At 46.0% G+C, this 18610-nt stretch carries 18 protein-coding genes and 1 tRNA gene; 13 read left to right on the top strand and 6 right to left on the bottom strand.

Features of this window, described 5'->3' with window-relative positions; translation table 11 throughout:
* Nucleotides 1–97 precede the first annotated feature (97 nt).
* The 3 genes from V1498_RS17515 (at nt 98) to V1498_RS17505 (ending at nt 1048) form a co-directional block, all read left to right on the top strand.
* Nucleotides 98–319 carry a hypothetical protein gene (locus tag V1498_RS17515; protein ID WP_409295015.1) on the top strand — a complete coding sequence of 74 codons (222 nt, stop codon included), beginning with the start codon at nt 98–100 and terminating at the stop codon, nt 317–319.
* A gap of 53 nt (nt 320–372) precedes the next feature.
* On the top strand, nt 373–789 hold the full coding sequence (gene arr, locus V1498_RS17510) for an NAD(+)--rifampin ADP-ribosyltransferase (RefSeq protein WP_409295014.1): 417 nt from the start codon (nt 373–375) through the stop codon (nt 787–789).
* A 185-nt stretch (nt 790–974) separates the two neighbouring features.
* Nucleotides 975–1048, top strand: a tRNA-Gly gene (locus V1498_RS17505).
* A 92-nt stretch (nt 1049–1140) separates the two neighbouring features.
* Here V1498_RS17505 and V1498_RS17500 read toward each other — a convergent pair.
* The gene (locus tag V1498_RS17500; RefSeq protein ID WP_409295012.1) at nt 1141–1809 is read right to left on the bottom strand and encodes a B3/4 domain-containing protein; all 669 of its coding nucleotides are present in this window, start codon (nt 1807–1809) and stop codon (nt 1141–1143) included.
* A gap of 73 nt (nt 1810–1882) precedes the next feature.
* On the opposite strand from V1498_RS17500, the gene queG reads away from it, so the two are divergent.
* From queG to yhbH, 7 genes are all read left to right on the top strand, one after another.
* Nucleotides 1883–3019 (top strand): tRNA epoxyqueuosine(34) reductase QueG, encoded by a 1137-nt coding sequence (gene queG, locus V1498_RS17495; RefSeq protein ID WP_409295010.1) that lies wholly within the window; start codon nt 1883–1885, stop codon nt 3017–3019.
* Between the two features lie 90 nt (nt 3020–3109).
* On the top strand, nt 3110–3967 hold the full coding sequence (locus V1498_RS17490) for an amidase domain-containing protein (RefSeq protein WP_409295009.1): 858 nt from the start codon (nt 3110–3112) through the stop codon (nt 3965–3967).
* Nucleotides 3968–4030: 63 nt separating this feature from the next.
* Nucleotides 4031–4504, top strand: a complete 474-nt coding sequence (gene trmL / locus V1498_RS17485; RefSeq protein WP_409295008.1) for a tRNA (uridine(34)/cytosine(34)/5-carboxymethylaminomethyluridine(34)-2'-O)-methyltransferase TrmL — start codon at nt 4031–4033, stop codon at nt 4502–4504.
* 57 nt (nt 4505–4561) lie between these two features.
* Nucleotides 4562–5311: an oxygen-insensitive NADPH nitroreductase gene (nfsA, locus tag V1498_RS17480; protein WP_409295006.1), complete on the top strand. Its 750-nt coding sequence runs from the start codon at nt 4562–4564 to the stop codon at nt 5309–5311.
* A gap of 646 nt (nt 5312–5957) precedes the next feature.
* On the top strand, nt 5958–7853 hold the full coding sequence (locus V1498_RS17475; protein WP_409295004.1) for a PrkA family serine protein kinase: 1896 nt from the start codon (nt 5958–5960) through the stop codon (nt 7851–7853).
* A 108-nt stretch (nt 7854–7961) separates the two neighbouring features.
* Nucleotides 7962–8138 (top strand): hypothetical protein, encoded by a 177-nt coding sequence (locus V1498_RS17470; protein ID WP_409295003.1) that lies wholly within the window; start codon nt 7962–7964, stop codon nt 8136–8138.
* Between the two features lie 338 nt (nt 8139–8476).
* Nucleotides 8477–9646: a sporulation protein YhbH gene (yhbH, locus tag V1498_RS17465; protein ID WP_409299338.1), complete on the top strand. Its 1170-nt coding sequence runs from the start codon at nt 8477–8479 to the stop codon at nt 9644–9646.
* A 48-nt stretch (nt 9647–9694) separates the two neighbouring features.
* On the opposite strand, the gene V1498_RS17460 is transcribed toward yhbH, so the two are convergent.
* Nucleotides 9695–10315 carry a DNA-3-methyladenine glycosylase gene (locus V1498_RS17460; protein WP_409295001.1) on the bottom strand — a complete coding sequence of 207 codons (621 nt, stop codon included), beginning with the start codon at nt 10313–10315 and terminating at the stop codon, nt 9695–9697.
* Between the two features lie 199 nt (nt 10316–10514).
* Between V1498_RS17460 and V1498_RS17455 the strand changes: the two genes are divergently transcribed.
* The 3 genes from V1498_RS17455 to V1498_RS17445 are packed head-to-tail and all read left to right on the top strand — an operon-like array spanning nt 10515 to nt 14027.
* Nucleotides 10515–11873 (top strand): spore germination protein, encoded by a 1359-nt coding sequence (locus V1498_RS17455; RefSeq protein ID WP_409295000.1) that lies wholly within the window; start codon nt 10515–10517, stop codon nt 11871–11873.
* Complete coding sequence (locus V1498_RS17450; RefSeq protein ID WP_409294998.1) at nt 11866–12945, top strand: GerAB/ArcD/ProY family transporter; 1080 nt, start codon at nt 11866–11868, stop codon at nt 12943–12945. The genes V1498_RS17455 and V1498_RS17450 overlap by 8 nt, the downstream gene beginning before the upstream one ends.
* A complete protein-coding gene (locus tag V1498_RS17445; RefSeq protein ID WP_409294996.1) occupies nt 12942–14027 on the top strand; it encodes a Ger(x)C family spore germination protein in 1086 nt (361 codons plus the stop codon). Before V1498_RS17450 ends, V1498_RS17445 begins: the two co-directional genes overlap by 4 nt.
* Before the next feature lie 43 nt (nt 14028–14070).
* On the opposite strand, the gene ald is transcribed toward V1498_RS17445, so the two are convergent.
* From ald to V1498_RS17425, 4 genes are all read right to left on the bottom strand, one after another.
* Complete coding sequence (gene ald, locus V1498_RS17440) at nt 14071–15204, bottom strand: alanine dehydrogenase (RefSeq protein WP_409294994.1); 1134 nt, start codon at nt 15202–15204, stop codon at nt 14071–14073.
* Between the two features lie 166 nt (nt 15205–15370).
* Complete coding sequence (locus V1498_RS17435; RefSeq protein WP_409294992.1) at nt 15371–16630, bottom strand: PucR family transcriptional regulator; 1260 nt, start codon at nt 16628–16630, stop codon at nt 15371–15373.
* Nucleotides 16631–16757: 127 nt separating this feature from the next.
* Nucleotides 16758–17756 (bottom strand): anion permease, encoded by a 999-nt coding sequence (locus tag V1498_RS17430; RefSeq protein ID WP_409294991.1) that lies wholly within the window; start codon nt 17754–17756, stop codon nt 16758–16760.
* Between the two features lie 15 nt (nt 17757–17771).
* Nucleotides 17772–18395 carry a DUF47 domain-containing protein gene (locus V1498_RS17425; protein ID WP_409294989.1) on the bottom strand — a complete coding sequence of 208 codons (624 nt, stop codon included), beginning with the start codon at nt 18393–18395 and terminating at the stop codon, nt 17772–17774.
* Nucleotides 18396–18610: the final 215 nt, after the last annotated feature.

Below are 18610 nucleotides of genomic sequence, written 5' to 3'. Positions count from 1 at the left end.
TCATTCACCAAACCACTACGAACAATCCAAAAAAGACTTATTTCCATTTATGCCAGCTGTTAAAAGGGTTACTTCACCAGGATGATCATTGTGAAATGTGAAATCTTTAATTGCTGGTTGGGTGAAGAAGATGGAAGACTCAACTTTTGAGGCGATTAGCAATGTATTTTTGACTTATTATACTAACGAAGCAGCAAACTTAATGAAGGAAATAGCAGCTTGCGGTCGAATAATTAAAGATAAATTAACGGGGGGATTGGTGAATGGATTCCTTACCCTATCAAATTGTTATTCCGTCATCGCATTCAGTTCTATTTAAGTAATTTGAAAATATAATGGTATACACAAATTTAAAGTTAGAGGTGTATCAATATGAACAGCAAAAAAGTTGTCTTGGATAGGGGTCCATTCTTTCATGGTACGAAAGCCCAATTACAGATTGGAGATTTACTGGAACCGAACTATTTATCAAATTACCAGGATAAAATATCTAATCATATATATTTCACTGGAACATTAGAGGCTGCTAAATGGGGTGCAGAGTTAGCGGCATCTAATTCAAAGGAAAGAATTTATATTGTAGAACCTTTGGGGGAGTTTGAAAATGACCCGAACGTAACGGACAAAAAGTTTCCCGGGAACCCAACACGGTCATATAGATCCAAATCACCATTAAAGATCATAGCAGAGTTAGGCTCATGGGAAAGACACACAGATGAACAGATCAACCATATGGTTACTTCTATAAAAAAGCTGCGTGAAAATGGTGAATTTATCATATACGATTAATCCTTAAGATATATTTGTGTCAGGAAGAATGTTTGAAGCAAATTCCCATTTCATAAGGAGGAATAAATTGCTATGAATCTGACCAAACTATAACTGAACAAACTTCTTAAATAGGGGTTGATTATTTCCTGAAATGGCGTTATAATTATTTTTGTCAGTTGATATAACAATCTTCGACAATATATGCGGGTGTAGTTTAATGGTAAAACCTCAGCCTTCCAAGCTGATGTCGTGAGTTCGATTCTCATCACCCGCTCCATACATAGGTCACAACGCAGTGTTTTGTATTTAGCATACGAAGCATTGCGTTTTTTAATTTATGGACGAGCAGAAAGAAGCCGAAACAACCTCTCAGGCTGTTACGACCTCAACTTCTGCTTCCCCGCCATGGACCTGTGTGAACATAGAACTGATTGACTCGGCAAGCTCTAAGCCTTCTTCTTTATACATGGAAGGCTTTAAATAAACGATTTGAAGGGCATTGACGGTGTTTTCGGTTACCTTTGTCCGCTCTGAATCCACATATGGCGTACCGAATGGACCATTCTCGTCTCTGGCAAGGATCATGCCAGCCAGCATATTCATACGGCCATTAAGCCCTTGATAGGCATCGTCCGGACCGCCCGCTGCTATGGTGACATTGCCGGAGATATGATCCCTGTCGTAGATGCCAAGCGGAATTTCATACTTCAGTGAAAAAAAGTTATTGATATCGATGGCGGAGTGGATGGGCGGCAGGAATTGCTGTTTCTTAACTCTGCGAAACAGTGCTTCTGCTGAAGGGCGGTATCTGGATGGATCAGTGCCAGCCTTCTTGAAAATACTCCGCCACTCTTTAATGCCTTCATAATCAGTGAGTACCTTTTCCTGTAAATCGAGGAACAAACTTTCCTGGAACAGCTGGATGCGCCCCTGGATCATTTTGGGGGAGGGACCGACCGTGATATTATGATAGTGAATGCAGGCTGCCTTAAAGCCTGGGATTTTTTCGGAAAGATCATTGCTAATACGGATATTCACTGCCATTCCTCCATGTTTTTTATAAATAGTGTACCATAATCATTTTTGTGCAGCAGAAGGGAGGTTTTCCACTATGGACTATAGCCTGTTAAAACAAGATATTATTGAATACAGCAAAACGATCGGGATTGATAAAATCGGTTTTACCACAGCAAGCACTTTTGACGATATGAAGAATAAGCTGATCCGTCAGCAGGAGCTTGGCTATCAATCAGGTTTTGAAGAACCGGACATTGAAAAGCGTACCAATCCCGGCATTATATTTGATGAACCCCGCTCTATCATTTCTATCGCCCTTGCATATCCTTCAAAATTGAAGAATGCCAAGCAAAGCAAGAGAGGGGAGAGGCGCGGCATCTTCTGCAGGGCATCCTGGGGCGAAGATTATCATGCCGTGCTCCGTGACCGGCTCAGCAGGCTGGAAGCTTATATATATGAGAGGGTCCCTGATTCCCGCTGTCAGTCGATGGTCGACACCGGGGAACTTGTGGACCGGGCAGTGGCACAGCGCGCAGGCGTCGGCTGGAGCGGAAAGAACTGTTCGATTATCACTCCCGAGTTCGGATCCTATGTTTATTTAGGCGAAATGATCACCAATCTCCCTTTTGAGGCGGATGCGCCTATGGAAGACCGGTGCGGAAGCTGCAATAAGTGTATCGATGTCTGCCCGACCGGGGCGCTTATTGGCGGCGGGCAGCTCGATGCGCAGCGCTGCATTGCCTTCTTGACCCAGACAAAAGGATTTCTTCCGGACGAGTTCCGCACCAAGATCGGGAACAGGATTTATGGCTGTGATACCTGCCAGACGGTCTGTCCGGAAAACAAAGGCAAGGATTTTCATTTCCATCCTGAGCTGGAGGCAGATCCCGAAGTGGCCAAGCCGCTTCTTACTCCTATGCTCCAGATGAGCAACCGGGAGTTTAAAGAGAAGTTCGGCCGTATATCCGGTTCATGGAGAGGAAAGAAACCGCTGCAGCGGAATGCAATTATTGCGCTGGCCCATTATAAGGAAGAAACGGCAGTCCCTGAGCTGATACAGGTCATGGAGAATGATCCGCGTCCTGTGATAAGAGGGACGGCTGCCTGGGCACTCGGCAAAATCGGCGGAGAGGATTCCAGGGAAGCGCTGGAACGGGCGAAAAGAACAGATAATGACCCAGAGGTTCTTGCTGAGATTGATAAAGGGATGGAGCTCATGACAAGGCTGTAACCGGGAACCCCCGGTTATTTTTTTTGAGTTAATATCCCAAGCCCACTCACATACATTTAAGCAAGGATGAACCGAAGGGCGGGAATATGCATGAAAGAACAGTTAGAGCAGCTGCTGCAGGAAAGGGTGGACGTTTATATCTCCGGTTCAGCGGAACGCGCTGAGTGTACAAGGGCAAGCCGTAAGCTGGAATCGCTCAGGGAGCGTTCGGCTGAGATTGTGAATGTGAAGGCAGGCGGCATGGTAAAATCCGTTCGTCAGGAACAGCGGAATATTACAATCGATTATGATGTTCACTATAAATATCTTATCAAGCAAAAGGAGCTGCTGTATCTGGAGGAAGAGATTGAACACAGACAGGCCGTCTTTGAAGGAAATCGGATGGTCATGGATGATGTACAGCCGGTATTGTTCAGCAGTGCTGAATCTGAGGAGGCGGAGGGTGAGGATGTACGGGCGGTGTATACATATAATCGGCTCAAAGCTGTACAATATGCAGAAAGATGGTGGAATGAATTTAATCCAGGCTATAAAAAGTTTCAGGATGACTGTACAAACTTTATTTCCCAATGCTTACGAGCCGGAGGGGCACCGGTGTGGGGGCAGCCGCAGCGGCAGCGGGGCTGGTGGTATACAGGAAAGACCTGGAGCTACAGCTGGGCGGTGGCTCATTCTCTTAAATTATACCTCGGCAGGTCAAAGGGTTTGAAGACGAGGATGGTCTCAAAGCCGGAGGAACTGACATACGGGGATATCATCTGCTATGATTTTGAAGGGGACGGACGCTATAATCATAATACAATCGTGACCGGCAGGGATGCCTATGGCATGCCGCTGGTGAACGCCCATACTACCAACAGCCGCATGAGGTACTGGAAATATGAAGACTCAACCGCGTATACACCCCGTATAAAATATGCGTTCTTTAAGATCGTAACCGATTCATAATCATTTAAGCTGACTGAAAAAAAGTTTATAATAGCACTTAGATATTAATGAGGAGTGACCTTTTTGGCCATACATATTGTTTTATACCAGCCGCAGATACCGTCAAATACAGGAAATATCGCAAGAACCTGCGCCGCAACCGGCACCGTGCTTCATTTGATACACCCGCTTGGCTTTTCTACCGATGATAAGATGCTGAAGCGTGCGGGCCTTGATTACTGGGAGCATGTAGCGATTCATTATCATGACTCGCTTGAAGACTTCCTTAGGGATCATGAAGGGGGGAACCTATTCTTTATCACGAAATTCGGAGAAAAGGCTTTTACTTCCTTTGATTACAGCCAGCCGGAAGAGGATTTTTATTTTGTTTTTGGACGGGAAACGACAGGCCTGCCAAAAGATTTGATTGAGGAAAATATGGAGCGGTGCCTTCGTATCCCGATGACGGATAAGGTAAGATCGCTGAACCTTTCGAATACGGCAGCTATCCTGGTATATGAAGCGCTGCGGCAGCAGGGGTTTTCGAATCTGACTTGATGAGATTTAAGCATAACATGACTTTACTAGGATGGCATTCAGAAGAGGAGAGATTGGATGAATCATGTAATCGAAACCATTTTAAATCATAGATCACAGCGGGCATTTGAGGACAAGCCGCTTCAGCCGGAACAGATCCGGAACATTATTGAGAGTGCGCAGGCTGCATCCACATCCAGCTTTATCCAGGCATACTCCATCATAGGAGTTACCGACCCGGAGAAAAAAAGGGCACTTGCAGAACTGGCGGGAAACCAGCCTTATGTTGAAAAGAATGGTCATCTGCTTATATTTTGTGCAGATTTGTACCGTCATACGCTCATCGGCCGGATGGAAAACAAGGATCTGGAGGAATCCCTCCTCAGCACTGAAAAGTTCATGGTTGCCTGCATAGACGCAGCCCTCGCCGCCCAAAATGCGGCCATTGCCGCAGAGTCCATGGGACTGGGGATCTGCTATATCGGCGGAATACGGAATAATCTGCCCGAAGTGAGCAAACTGCTTAAAACCCCGGAGCGGGTCATCCCATTATTCGGCATGGTGATCGGAACTCCGCTGCATGTAAATGATAAAAAGCCGCGGCTTCCGCTTCAGCACGTTTATATGGAAGAAGAGTATCAGCAGGATGAAAAGGCATACCAATCCGGACTGGAGGAATACAACGCCGTAATCTCCGAATATTACCAGGCCCGTACCGGAGGACAGCGGTCAGATACCTGGACCGGACAGATGGCTGCCATGCTGGGTACCGGCCGGAGGATGTACATGAAGGATTTTGTGGAGCATAAGGGATTGAATAAAAAGTAGAAAAAGCTGCTTTTGGCAGATTATGCTAATCAACAAAAGGTGTTCGGGATGCTTCATCCGAACACCTTTTTGCGTTATCCTTATTGACCAATAGCCGGTCCCCAAGGCAGTGACATTTAATACCGCCTAGCGCAGCCTTTTCTAACTTTAAACAAACTTTTTTGATAGGTTATGTGGTAAATTCATTCAAATGCTAAACAGTGTACAGAAAACCTGTTGATTGAAGCGCCTGGAACGGAAATCAGCAGCTCCATTTCACATTCCAGCCAAATGAAAAGACTGCAGGCAAAATCGATTTACATCGAAGCTGCCTGCAGTCTGACAGCTGCCAAAAGCAGCTTTTTTCATGGACTTACTTTGAGCCTGGCTTGTCTTCATAGCCGCCCGTAAAAATGGCAAAAAGGAAAGTCACGGTTACACCCAGGATTAATATGAAGTTCATTGGGAAGTCCTCCTTTGTATAGCCAAAAACCGGAGTCTTACAATATACCCCAGTATTGGATGCGCATTCACTATGCCTATTATAACCTAATATATTATGGCTGTGAATGAAAAACTGGCTCCTTTGATTTTGGGCTCATGTAATTGGGCATCTGTGCATAAAGTGTATTAATCGTCTCTGAAAGAGGACAGAGGAGGAGCCATAATGGATATATTAAAAAAAATTGAAAGATACCGAGAAGATGAACAGAAATTAAAATGGGAAGGCACCTTCGCCGATTACCTGGAGCTTCTTAAAGAAAAGCCATGGGTTGCACAGTCCGCACACTCGCGCGTATATAACATGATCAAGGATGCCGGAATTGAAGAAGTAGAAGGACAGAGGAAATATAATTTTTTCAGCGGTCAGCTGTTTGGGCTTGAAGAGGCATTAGAAAGGCTGGTAGAGGAGTATTTCCATCCAGCCGCCAAAAGGCTCGACGTCAGGAAAAGGATCCTGCTTTTGATGGGGCCGGTGAGCGGCGGGAAGTCAACACTTGTTGCCATGCTGAAGCGGGGACTTGAAAACTATTCCCATACAGACACCGGTTCGATTTTTGCCATCAAAGGCTGCCCGATGCATGAGGATCCGCTCCATCTTATTCCGCAGTATCTCCGCAATGATTTCTATGATGAATATGGCATCCGGATAGAAGGAAACCTGTCACCGCTGAATATGATGAAGCTCGAGCAGGAGTATCATGGCCGGATTGAGGATGTGCTGGTTGAAAGGATATTCCTGTCGGAAGATAAACGGGTGGGGATTGGGACATTCAGCCCTTCTGACCCGAAATCCCAGGATATCGCCGATTTAACGGGAAGCATTGATTTTTCCACAATCGCTGAGTTCGGTTCCGAATCCGATCCGAGGGCCTACCGTTTTGATGGAGAGCTGAATAAAGCAAACCGGGGTATGATGGAATTCCAGGAGATGCTGAAGTGCGATGAGAAGTTCCTTTGGCATTTGCTTTCACTGACTCAGGAAGGCAATTTCAAGGCAGGCCGCTTTGCGCTGATCAGCGCTGATGAGCTGATCATCGCCCATACGAACGAGACAGAGTACAGGACCTTCATATCCAATAAAAAGAATGAGGCCCTGCATTCCCGTATCATCGTGATGCCTGTCCCTTATAATCTGAAGGTGTCTGAGGAAGAGAAGATTTATGAGAAGATGATTAATGAGAGCGATGTGAACAATGTGCATGTGGCTCCGCACACCTTGAGGGTTGCAGCCATGTTCTCCATCCTCACAAGGCTGAAGGATCCGAAGAAGGGTGATATCGACCTTGTTAAAAAGATGAGACTGTATGACGGAGAGAATGTGGAAGGCTTCAATTCTGCCGATCTTGAGGAACTGAAAAAGGAATATCAGGATGAAGGGATGAGCGGCATTGATCCCCGTTATGTTATAAACCGGATTTCATCGACAATCATCCGCAAGGAAGTGCCGTCCATTAATGCGCTCGACGTCCTTAGATCCTTGAAGGAAGGACTGGATCAGCATCCGTCTATTACGACTGAGCTGCGGGAACGATACATGAATTTTATATCAGTTGCCCGAAAGGAATACGATACGATTGCCAAAAAAGAGGTACAGAAAGCATTCGTCTATTCTTATGAGGAAAGTGCCAAGACGCTGATGGATAATTATCTGGATAATGTGGAGGCCTACTGCAATAAGCAGAAACTGAGGGACCAGCTGACAGGGGAAGAAATTAATCCGGACGAAAAGCTGATGCGTTCGATAGAGGAACAGATCGGGATTTCGGAGAATGCCAAGAAGTCCTTCCGTGAAGAGATATTGATCCGGATCTCTGCTTATGCAAGGAAAGGGAAACGATTTGATTATAACTCCCATGACAGGCTCCGCGAGGCGATCCAGAAGAAGCTGTTTGCCGATTTGAAGGATGTTGTCAAAATCACCACATCCTCCAAGACACCGGATGAAATGCAGTTGAAAAAGATCAATGAAGTGGTGGCCCGGCTTGTGGATGAACATGGCTATAATACGACCTCTGCCAATGAACTGCTGCGCTATGTAGGCAGCCTGCTTAACCGGTAACAGTAAGGACACCTGCAAAAAAGCAGGTGTTTCTTTCTATTTATATTTTTCAGGAACCGTTTTGCGAACCGCACAGCCGGGTATTTAACCATCAAAGGAGTGAGGACATTGGGAAAAAACCAAAAGCTTGATCATATTCCTGAAAACAGCTCCATGGCCAGAAATATGGACGAAATGAAGATTCTTGGCAGCCAGATGGAAAACATGCGCACCAACGAAGAGCTCAGCAGGCGGGGGCGGCACCCTGATCCCGTACAGCACGAAGAAGAACTGAATCAGCCATGACCATACATCCCGAAGCAGCAGCTGCTGCTTCTTTTTTTATTTCCCGGGGGCCTGGCCCCATTTCCCAAATGCGGATTCCAGCACCCCCATAGTCTCGGAGGTACAGGCCGGATTATTTCCCGGGGACAGTCCCCCATTTCCCAAGGAGACCTGCCTCAATTGTCGAAAAAGTTTGGAAATTTTTATGGTGAGCTGCATAGGATAGAGTAATCCAGTCCATTTGTTTTTGGGGGAGTTTAGAGTTTTTTGGGAGCCTGTTACAGGGCTTGTTTTTTACCTTATTTAAAGAGCCTGCATGGAAGCAGGGAGAAGTGAAACAGTTAGGAGGGGAAGATAATATGATAGATGACCCTAATCGCCAGTTTGTTATTTCGAAAGAAGATTGGTCCCTCCATCGCAAAGGATATGATGATCAGCAGCGGCATCAGGAAAGAGTGCAGGATGCAATCCGCAATAATCTGCCCGATTTGATTTCGGAGGAAAGCATCGTTATGTCTAATGGAAGAGATGTGGTCAAAATTCCGATCCGTTCATTAGATGAATATAAAATCCGCTATAATTATGACAAAAACAAGCATGTGGGCCAGGGCGACGGAGACAGCAAGATTGGTGACGTTGTCGCAAGGGACGGTTCACAGCAGCAAAAAGGCCCCGGGAAGGGCCAGGGACCTGGGGATCAGTCGGGTGAGGATTATTATGAGGCTGAAGTTTCCCTTATGGAAATCGAGGAGGCATTATTCAAGGAGCTCGAACTTCCTAACCTGCAGCGCAAGGAAACTGCTGAGCATACGATTGAACATATAGAATTCAATGATATAAGAAAAACAGGGCTCATGGGCAATATCGATAAAAAGAAAACCATGATTTCGGCCTTTAAGCGGAATGCGATGCGCGGCAAGCCGGGCTTCCATCCGATCACAAAGGATGATTTGAAATTCAAGACTTGGAATGAAGTGGTGAAGCCTGATTCGAAAGCCGTTGTCCTCGCCATGATGGACACGTCAGGTTCGATGGGACTTTGGGAAAAGTATATGGCCAGAAGCTTCTTTTTCTGGATGACCCGTTTTCTCAGGACCCGGTATGAAACGGTGGAAATTGAATTTATCGCCCATCATACGGAAGCGAAGGTCGTTTCAGAGGAGGATTTCTTCTCGAAGGGAGAAAGCGGCGGTACCATATGCTCTTCAGCATACCGAAAATCACTGGAGCTGATTGAGACCAAGTATAGTCCATCCAGATATAATATCTATCCGTTCCATTTTTCAGATGGTGATAACCTGACCTCTGATAACGCCCGCTGCGTTAAGCTGGTGAACGAGCTGATGAAGGTTTCGAATATGTTCGGCTATGGTGAAGTGAATCAATATAACCGCCACTCTACGCTCATGAGCGCTTATAAAAACATCAATAATGAAAAATTCCGCTATTATATCCTAAAACAAAAAGCCGATGTCTTCCACTCGATGAAGAGTTTTTTCTCCAAAGAAGATAACAAAAAATACGCATGATTAACAGGCCGGGGAAACCCGGCCTGTTTTCTTCAAGAAGACGGAAAATCAATATCCCCTGACTCCTGAATTGCGCGATACATACCGGCTGCCTGTAATCCAAAACCTCCAGGGATAATGGACAGCCTCACCGGAATTAGCGATGCCAACCCGCTTCCCGGTGGAGATGGCCTCAGGATGTATTCCTTCAGCTAAATACAGGGGCGGTCTGGTAAAGTGTCCCCCATAGTCTTCCATCGTAATGCCCAGCGCCTTTGTCAGCTTACCTGGACCGTTGGTGAGGCCAGCAGGGTCCAGCATCCCTCTGCGTTCCTTCATCAGATCCAAACCCGACACAGGCTCAACAGCACGAATCAGGACTGCTTCCGGATTGCCGGCGCCGCCGCTGACCACATTGACGAGGCAGTGCGTGTGCATCACATAGGTATAAATGGAGCCGGATTCCCCGAACATAATCTCTGTCCTTTTTGTGCGCCGGTTCTGATAGCTGTGTGCAGCCCTGTCCATCGGCCCCATATAAGCTTCCGTCTCAACTATGATTCCCGAGGCGGTGCCTGCGGATGTTTCTTTTACAAGCAGGCAGCCGAGCAGTTCCTTTGCAAGCTCCAGGGTCGGAAGCTGAAAAAAATCCGCGCTTATCGGCTCTTGTATTCCTTCTAAGTTGTCCACATCATCCCCCCAGTTTCCCGCTTTCTTCTGAGAAAAATTCCTTCTATCATGATTCCACTAATCCTAAAAAATGAAACAGAGCTTCCTCTCCATTTTATTTCATAATCTTTCCCGGTTTGAGGAAGGCTAGTTTTATCGATAAACGGAAATGGGAGTCATGGCTGTCAGGATGATTCGCTTTCGGACTGGAGGTGCCCGTATGGCAGCAAAATCAAAACAAGAAGTAGAACAGATGAAAAAATGGCTTAGGGAGAAAATGACTGACTGCATTGACTTTGAAGACAGGGAACTCAGCGTAAAGGATAAAAGGGCCACCCTTTTGTACCTGAAAAGTGTAACCGACTCAAGCGTCATTTACAGGTTTCTGATCACCCCTTTTTTTGAAACAGACTCCATTCAGGAATTCGAGGAATTTGTGACTTCCTTTCCTGCTGCAACGGAACCAAAGGATCAGGAGGAAATGCTTACCCAGGTATTGAAAGGCTATGTGTCCATTTTTACGGAAGACCGGGTTTATATCGTCCAGATGAAGAAGGTTGCAGGAAGCACCGTTTCTGAAGCGACAGCTGAAGTGAATGTGCAGGGATCGACTGATGCCTTTACTGAGAACCTTGAAGTGAACCTCAATCTGATCAGGCATCGGTATCAATCTGCCAACCTAAAAGTTGAGCTGCAGACTCTGGGATCTATTTCCCAGACGTCGGTTGGCATTGTGTATGATACTACAAAGGTCGATAAAGAAGTGCTTGAAGAGGTCAAGAAAAGGCTTTCTGAGGTTGATGTGGAAATGCTGATCTCGGCTGGGGAATTGGAGCAGGAGCTTTCCGGCAGGACCTTTGATATCTTTCCAACCACCCTGGTGACCGAGAGGCCGGACCGGATGGTGAAGGGACTGTCGGTGGGCAAGATCGGCATTGTGCTCGATAAGACTAAATTCTCCCTGATTGCGCCTTCCATTTTCCATGACTTTTTTGCGGCGATGGATGACCGCATACAGCTGCCCCTGGTCGGCTGGTTTTTAAAGGCACTCCGGTATGCAGGCCTGCTTGCAACCCTGACGCTGCCTGCCTTTTATGTGGCCTTTGCCTCCTATAATCCTGAAATCCTCCGGGTACAGATTACCTTGATGATTGCCGGGACGCGGGCGAATGTACCATATCCTGCTATCATTGAAGTCCTTTTGATGCTGATTATGGTGGAATTTTTGATTGAAGCGAGTATCCGTCTGCCAAAGACGATAGGACCGACCGCAACGACAGTCGGAGGCCTGATCCTTGGGACAGCCGCAACAGAAGCGGGGCTCGTGGGCAGTGTCATGATTATCCTTGTATCAGCGGTGGCCATCACCAACTTTGTGATTCCAATCAATATGATGAATTTTACAGTGAGGGTTTTGAGATATGGGTTTTTAGCGCTTGCTTCCATCTTTGGCCTGGTCGGCATCGTTCTCGGTTTTTTAGCAGTCGTGGTTTATTTATCACAGATGCGGAGCTTTAACAGACCATATTTCAATGTGCTGGCCGATGAAAACAGCAGAAAGGGCAAGACATATGGTTAATAAACGATATATTTACTATCTATTTGTTGTCAACGCCTTTGTGAATTCCATCAACTTTGTTCCCAGGATACTGGTCAACAATGATGGGAGCCTGATTGCCATCATTGTTTCAGCCATCATTGGAGGACTGATAATCCTCCTGTTTACCAAAACAATCAATAAATTTCCAGGGAAAGACTTATCTGAAATTTTAGAGCCCGTCTTGCCAAAATTCATCAGGGGCGGGCTCATAATCTTTTTCTCTTTGCACTGGTATGTGTTTGGGGCCATAACCCTGGTTTCCCTTGTGGATATAACGCACCGGTATATAACGCCCGATGTGAATCCGTATGTTCTGATAGCCGGTTTTTTACTGCTGATCCTCTTTGCCTGCCAGGTAGAGTCATACTCCATCCTGACCGTGATTGAAACCGTTATTGTTATTAATATCCCGCTGGTCATTTATTTTTTATTTAAAGTGCTGATCAACCAATATTTCAGCTGGGACACCGTCAGGGAGGTTCTGACTGATTCAATTGATATTCCGCCGTATACGACCATAGCTGCCGGGACCTTTATTTTCAGCGGGTATGTCAATTTAGTTGTCTTTAACAGACTCTTTGAAGATGTAAAAATCAAACGCTTATGGCTTGTAATAACAGGGCTGCTGTTCCTGCTGCTGCTGTCATTTCTCGTTCCGATTGCCTATAACGGCATTGACGGGGTAAAGCACCACATCTACCCATGGATGACAACAGTCGACTCGATCCAGATTAAATATTTCATAGTGGAACGCCTGATGTTCATTTTTTACCTGTTTTATATAACCGTTTCCCTTTCGGCGGTCATTCTCTTCTGGCATGTGGGGCTGAGAATGATGCAGGGAGTGTTCTTCAAAAAAGAATCCAGGGAGTTTAAATGGAAAAACTTTATCCTTCTTGGCGGGTTTACCATAGGATCCTTTTTTTTAATTCATATGGATCAATTCTCTTTCCTGAGCTTTGGAAATTGGTTTATCAGGGTCCGGTTTCTCTCTGAAGTACTTCTGCTTATGGTATTATTCTTTGCTGTCTGGAGGGTGAAGAAAGCATGAAGAGGCTATTGATATGTGTATGTATTCTTTCCCTTCTCAGCGGCTGCAACGTTCGGGATGTAGAGAAGCGGGCCTTTGTCGTCACGCTGGGTGTAGATAAGGTGGACGAACCGAATAAAGTGGAAGTGAGCTTTAAGATTGCTCTCCCAACCGGAGATCCGAAAGCGGGTCTGGGTGAATTTACGGTTTTGTCAGTGAAGGCGGGAAGCCTGGCTGAAGCGGTGAGGCGGGCGAAGTCCAAAATGGATAAAGAACTGGATTTCGGCCATACCAAAGTTATCATCCTTGGAAAAGGCCTGCTGAATGAGGATGTAAAGCCCGTTCTTTATTGGGCCCAGAGACGCCGTGATATCCAGATGATTTCTTACATAGCCGTCGGCGATCCGAGTGCAAAAAAGGTGCTCGCCGTGAAGCCCATGTCCGAACGTGTGCCGGCGGGATATCTCATCAATATGCTCGGAAGGGAAGGAAGTGAGTCGCCTTTTTTGGTCCGGGAATTCTTATTTGATATGCAGAGGAAAATAAGTGAATATGGCTGGGATCCAGTGCTTCCCGTAGTTAAGGCGGCCGGAAGTGATTCACTGATCATCGACAGGGCTGTTCTCCTGAATGACGAAAAAGTAAGGGTCGGGCTTACTCCTGATGAAACCAGGCTCTATAATCTGCTGGTGAATGAAGATACCACCTCAAGCTTTACGGCCACAACCAATGGAAAGACAAAATACAGCATAAATGCTGAATCGACTAAAGCTAAGTATAAAATTCATGGAGGAAGCTGGCCAAAGATCAAATTTAATATAAAGATTAATGGTGTGCTTGAGGAAGACCGGCAGGAAGGCTATTTTACTGAAAAGAAGCAGAAGGAGGCAAGCTCTATCATTGAAACGGATTTTAATGTCAGAGTCCTGGATCTTCTGGAGAAAATCAGAAAACACAAGGTAGATCCAATCGGTTTTGGATTCCGGTACCAGGCTGAGCATTGGAAGAGGGATGAACAGGAGGAGTGGGCCAGGATTTATGATAAGGCAAAGTTTGAGGTCCATACCGAGGTGGAAATCAAATCAACTGGTATCCTGCGATAACCAAGAGAAAGAGTCCGGCAAAAGGCCGGACTCTTCGCATTTATTATGCCTGAACGAAATCCCTGTCCAGTGCAAGCTTCAGATCCATATATGAAAAACCAAGATCATTGGCAACTGCTTCATACGTCACTTCACCGTTTACTACATTGACGCCTGCTGCAAGTGCAGGATTCTCAAGTACTGCCTGCTTGGCACCCTTATTTGCAATCTGCAGGGCATAAGGCACAGTCACGTTGGTCAAGGCAATGGTGGAGGTGCGTGGTACAGCACCAGGCATATTGGCAACCGCATAATGAACAACGCCGTGTTTTACGTAAGTTGGGTCATCATGTGTTGTGATATGGTCGACCGTTTCAAAAATGCCGCCCTGATCAATTGCAACGTCCACAATCACCGAGCCGGGAGTCATTGCTTTTACCATTTCTTCTGTCACAAGCTTCGGCGCCTTTGCACCAGGAATCAGAACAGCTCCGACAACGAGGTCTGATTCTGCAACAGCTTCAGCGATGTTGAATGGGTTCGATATCAGGGTTTGGATGGAATTTCCAAAGATATCATCCAGCTGGCGGAGACGCTCAGGGCTGAGATCGATCATTGTTACATCAGCACCAAGACCGACGGCAATCTTGGCAGCATTTGTCCCAACTACACCGCCGCCAATGACCGTAACCTTGCCGCGTTTGACTCCGGGCACACCAGCAAGGAGGATTCCTTTGCCGCCATGAGGCTTTTCTAAGAATTGGGCGCCGATTTGGGATGCCATCCTTCCGGCCACTTCACTCATCGGAGTCAGGAGCGGGAGAGTGCGGTTGACTGTCACTGTTTCATACGCGATGGCAAACACGCCATTATCCTTAAGGGACTTCGCAAGCTCCGGCTCTGCTGCCAGATGAAGGTACGTAAACAGGATTAAATCTTTTCGGAAATATTTATATTCACTTTGAAGGGGTTCCTTCACCTTCATAATCATTTCTGCTTCTTTCCAGACATCAGCAGCTGATTCAACGATTGTTGCACCTTCAGCTCTGTATTGTTCATTCGTGAAGCCGCTGCCAAGGCCGGCATTGTTTTCTACAAGCACTTCGTGGCCGGATTGTGTAAGTGTGTATACACCAGCAGGTGTCAGGGCGACACGGTTCTCATTATTTTTAATTTCAGCGGGTACACCTATACGCATGTGATATTCCTCCTAATCAAGGTTGTCTAACCTAATGGGATTACTAGTCCATTTTCAGTATTTTAACCTTTGTACAAACAGTATAAGCGCTTACAATCAAAGTTTCTTTGTGTGAAGAGAAGAATATAAAAAGAGCCATTTGTGGAATTCCACAAATGGCTTCCGGCTATCCGTTCCGGCTTTTTTTCAGGCTGTCATACTGCATGAGCTTCAGGTCAAGGTAGAGGCCGACTTTTTGCAGCGGTTCTTTCAGGTTAAGGGTCCCGACGTCCGTGATGCGCTTGAGGCGGTAGGTGAGTGTATTGACATGAATATGCAGCGCTTTAGCCGTTTCATTAGGATTGCTGTCTTTTTCCAGATACGTTTTAAGGGTGGTGAATAATTCGGTCTGATGCCTGCTGTCATAGTCAAGCAGGCATGCCAGGTGTGGATTCTGATAATTTTTGTTTCGGTTTATATAGAGAGTCTCCAAGAACCTTAAGACTCCAAGCTGACTGTATAAAAAAACCTTCTCTGTATCATGTGGAAACATCTGCCGCAGCGAAAGCACCTGCAAGGCTTCCTGATAGCTTTGTTTGCTGTCGGTCAGGTTTAGGATGATGGAACCGGCTCCGCCTTCAATGGTTCCGGCATTGAACCTTGTATTCATCTGTGAGATGAAGCCTTCGGTGAAAAGAAAAAGTTCCTCAGCGGCCGGCGGGGCTTCCTTAAGGCTTGCCAGGATAATCAGCCTGTTTTTATCAGCAGTGAAAATTTCCGCCTTGATCCTTTGAGTGGTCGTCAGCATATAGGAAATCTGTTTTTCCCGTTCATAGGATATATCTTCAGGAAATTCAAAGACCAGGATGGAAAAAGACTGGGGAATCAACGCTGTGTGCCCCTTGAACTTCTCCCTTACTGTTTTTTCATCCTGGAAATGTCCGGTAAGGAGCTGCCATAGCAGCTCCTGGTCACTTTCAATTTTCCGGTTTTTTCTTGATTGGACTTGCAGCAGCTGACTCCGTGCTTCTTTGGCTGCATACTGCAGGAAGAGCATATCGTTTTCACTGAAAGGCTTCTCCACTTCCAGTGCCCAGATGAAGCCAAGGACTTCATCGTTTTTCCAGATCGAGACAGCGGCCCTGTTACCTAGCCCCACATCGCTGATGGAAGGGACCTTAACAGGCGAAGGGTCCTTAAGCAGCTGCGGAATGATGCCTTCCTTCCAGAGACTGCTGATCACCTTTTCCGGGACCCGGCGGCCGATGATTGTCGATATCCTGGCTTTATCCGTTCTGTCATCATGCATGCTGTAAGCAAGCAGGCGGTGATTCGAATCTTCGATTGTGACCGGACAACCAAGATAAGAGCTCACACGGTCGGCAAAAGCCTCAAGATCGCCGTGCAGGCCCTGAAAAATCCCGTGCAGCTCAGAAAAATTACCCATAAATATTCTCCAAATCAATAGATTTACTTACATAAATAATATCATTTCTTTTGGGGGACTGTCCCTATTTCCCGGGTTATTTCCCGAAAAAAAAGAATGGCACCGGGTACCGGGCCATTCTCATCTTTTAAAATATAAGGTCAAGCAGCAGGTAGATCAACCCGGCGAGTGTAGCCGATATCGGCAGGGTGATGAACCAGGTGATGATCATGCGCTGCGCTGTACCCCATTTAACGCCCTTCACCCGGTGGGCAGAGCCGACACCAAGGATTGATGAAGCGATAACATGGGTTGTACTTACCGGCAGGTGGATATAAGTGGCACCAAAGATGATAGCAGCACTTGTTATGTCGGCTGCAACGCCGTTGACCGGGCGGATTTTCATGATCTGACCGCCGACAGTCTTGATGATTTTCCAACCGCCGACAGATGTTCCAAGCCCCATTGCGAGCGCACAGGACACCTGGACCCAAAGCGGGATGTCAGTTGAAGTTACATAGTTATTGGCAATCAGGGCCATCGTGATGATTCCCATTGCCTTCTGCGCATCGTTCGTACCATGGGTATAAGACTGAAGCGCAGCCGTTGCAATCTGGATATAACGGAATCTTTGGTTTGTCTTTGGCAGATTGGCACCTTTGAATACCACTTTAAAAATGCTGTATACAATGAAACCAATAACAAAGGCAAGGATAGGCGAGATGATGAGCGCCTGAGCAATTTTTCCGAAACCGCCCCATTTAATGGAATCAAAGCCGGCTGAAGCAATGGCAGCGCCTGCGATTGAGCCGATGATGGCGTGTGACGAACTGCTTGGTATCCCGTAATACCAGGTAATCAGGTTCCAGGTTATCCCCGCTATAAGTGCCGCCAGGATTACTACCGAACCGTTGTGTAGTGTGAAGGGATCTACGATGTCCTTCGTGATGGTCTTTGCAACTCCGGTGAATGTCATCGCACCAACAAAGTTCATGGTCGCAGCAAGGATGATGGCGTGCCGCGGCTTAAGCGCCTTTGTAGAGACAGCAGTTGCAATGGCATTGGCTGTATCATGGAATCCGTTGATGAAGTCAAAGGCTAGTGCGCCAACTACAATCAGGATTGTTAATATTAGTAAAGTATCCATATGGACTAAAACTCCTTACGCATTTTTCATTACAATGGTTTCAAGTGCATTGGCTACAGACTGGCAGCTGTCTGCAATTTCTTCAAGATTTTCATATATCTCTTTGTATTGAATAATGCGGATAGGATCCTTTTCCGTTGCAAAAAGATTTTTGATCGATTGTCTTAAGATTGAGTCACAAGTAGATTCAAGCTCTTTTATTTTAATGGCGTGCTCGCGAATTTGGACGAATTTCTTTTTGTTCGTGAGCAGGGCGACCGATTTCTCGATTTCGTATGCACAGTCGCGGATGGCATCCACAAACTTCAGCATATAATCATCTGCATTGACGACAGAATATACTTCGAATAGGGCTGACGTGCTCTCAAGGCCATCCAATACATCATCCATGGTCATGGCGAGGAGCAGGATATCCTCACGTTCGATTGGCGTGATGAATGCATTGTTCAGTTCTTTGATCGTCTCATGTACATATGAATCGCCTTTATGCTCATAGTCTTTCATTGTATCTGCAAATACCTTTAAATCACTGATGTTCTTGAGCTTGTAATCGGCAAAATAATCTGCACTGACTTTAATGTTCTCAGAAATGTTGATGAGCAGAGCTGCAAACTTATCTTGTTTTGACTTAAATACCATGTTTTAGTACCCCCGTTTTTCATCCAAATTAATTAGAAATAGTATTTGCTAATCAATTCTATAAAATTCTTCGACAAAAAAGATAGCGTTCGACAGAAAATTTACAAAAACTTAACATTAAGTATGCAGAAAACTTTGCAAATTGACTTCACAGACACAAAATTTACACCGTATTTACGTTTACAGTAAAATTCCCTTTCTGCTCCAGGATAAAC

Source organism: Paraperibacillus marinus (assembly GCF_046237605.1).
Classification (GTDB): Bacteria; Bacillota; Bacilli; order Bacillales; family DSM-1321; genus Paraperibacillus; species Paraperibacillus marinus.
The sequence above is the reverse complement of the archived record's forward strand: the minus strand, read 5'-3'. Positions and strand labels throughout refer to the sequence as shown.

Coding starts and splice junctions, on each gene's coding strand:
- arr (WP_409295014.1), top strand. CDS start 373: ATGAACAGCAAAAAAGTTGTCTTGGATAGGGGTCCATTCTTTCATGGT.
- queG (WP_409295010.1), top strand. CDS start 1,883: ATGGACTATAGCCTGTTAAAACAAGATATTATTGAATACAGCAAAACG.
- V1498_RS17490 (WP_409295009.1), top strand. CDS start 3,110: ATGAAAGAACAGTTAGAGCAGCTGCTGCAGGAAAGGGTGGACGTTTAT.
- nfsA (WP_409295006.1), top strand. CDS start 4,562: ATGAATCATGTAATCGAAACCATTTTAAATCATAGATCACAGCGGGCA.
- V1498_RS17475 (WP_409295004.1), top strand. CDS start 5,958: ATGGATATATTAAAAAAAATTGAAAGATACCGAGAAGATGAACAGAAA.
- yhbH (WP_409299338.1), top strand. CDS start 8,477: ATGATAGATGACCCTAATCGCCAGTTTGTTATTTCGAAAGAAGATTGG.
- V1498_RS17455 (WP_409295000.1), top strand. CDS start 10,515: ATGGCAGCAAAATCAAAACAAGAAGTAGAACAGATGAAAAAATGGCTT.
- V1498_RS17450 (WP_409294998.1), top strand. CDS start 11,866: ATGGTTAATAAACGATATATTTACTATCTATTTGTTGTCAACGCCTTT.
- V1498_RS17445 (WP_409294996.1), top strand. CDS start 12,942: ATGAAGAGGCTATTGATATGTGTATGTATTCTTTCCCTTCTCAGCGGC.
- ald (WP_409294994.1), bottom strand. CDS start 15,204: ATGCGTATAGGTGTACCCGCTGAAATTAAAAATAATGAGAACCGTGTC.
- V1498_RS17435 (WP_409294992.1), bottom strand. CDS start 16,630: ATGGGTAATTTTTCTGAGCTGCACGGGATTTTTCAGGGCCTGCACGGC.
- V1498_RS17430 (WP_409294991.1), bottom strand. CDS start 17,756: ATGGATACTTTACTAATATTAACAATCCTGATTGTAGTTGGCGCACTA.
- V1498_RS17425 (WP_409294989.1), bottom strand. CDS start 18,395: ATGGTATTTAAGTCAAAACAAGATAAGTTTGCAGCTCTGCTCATCAAC.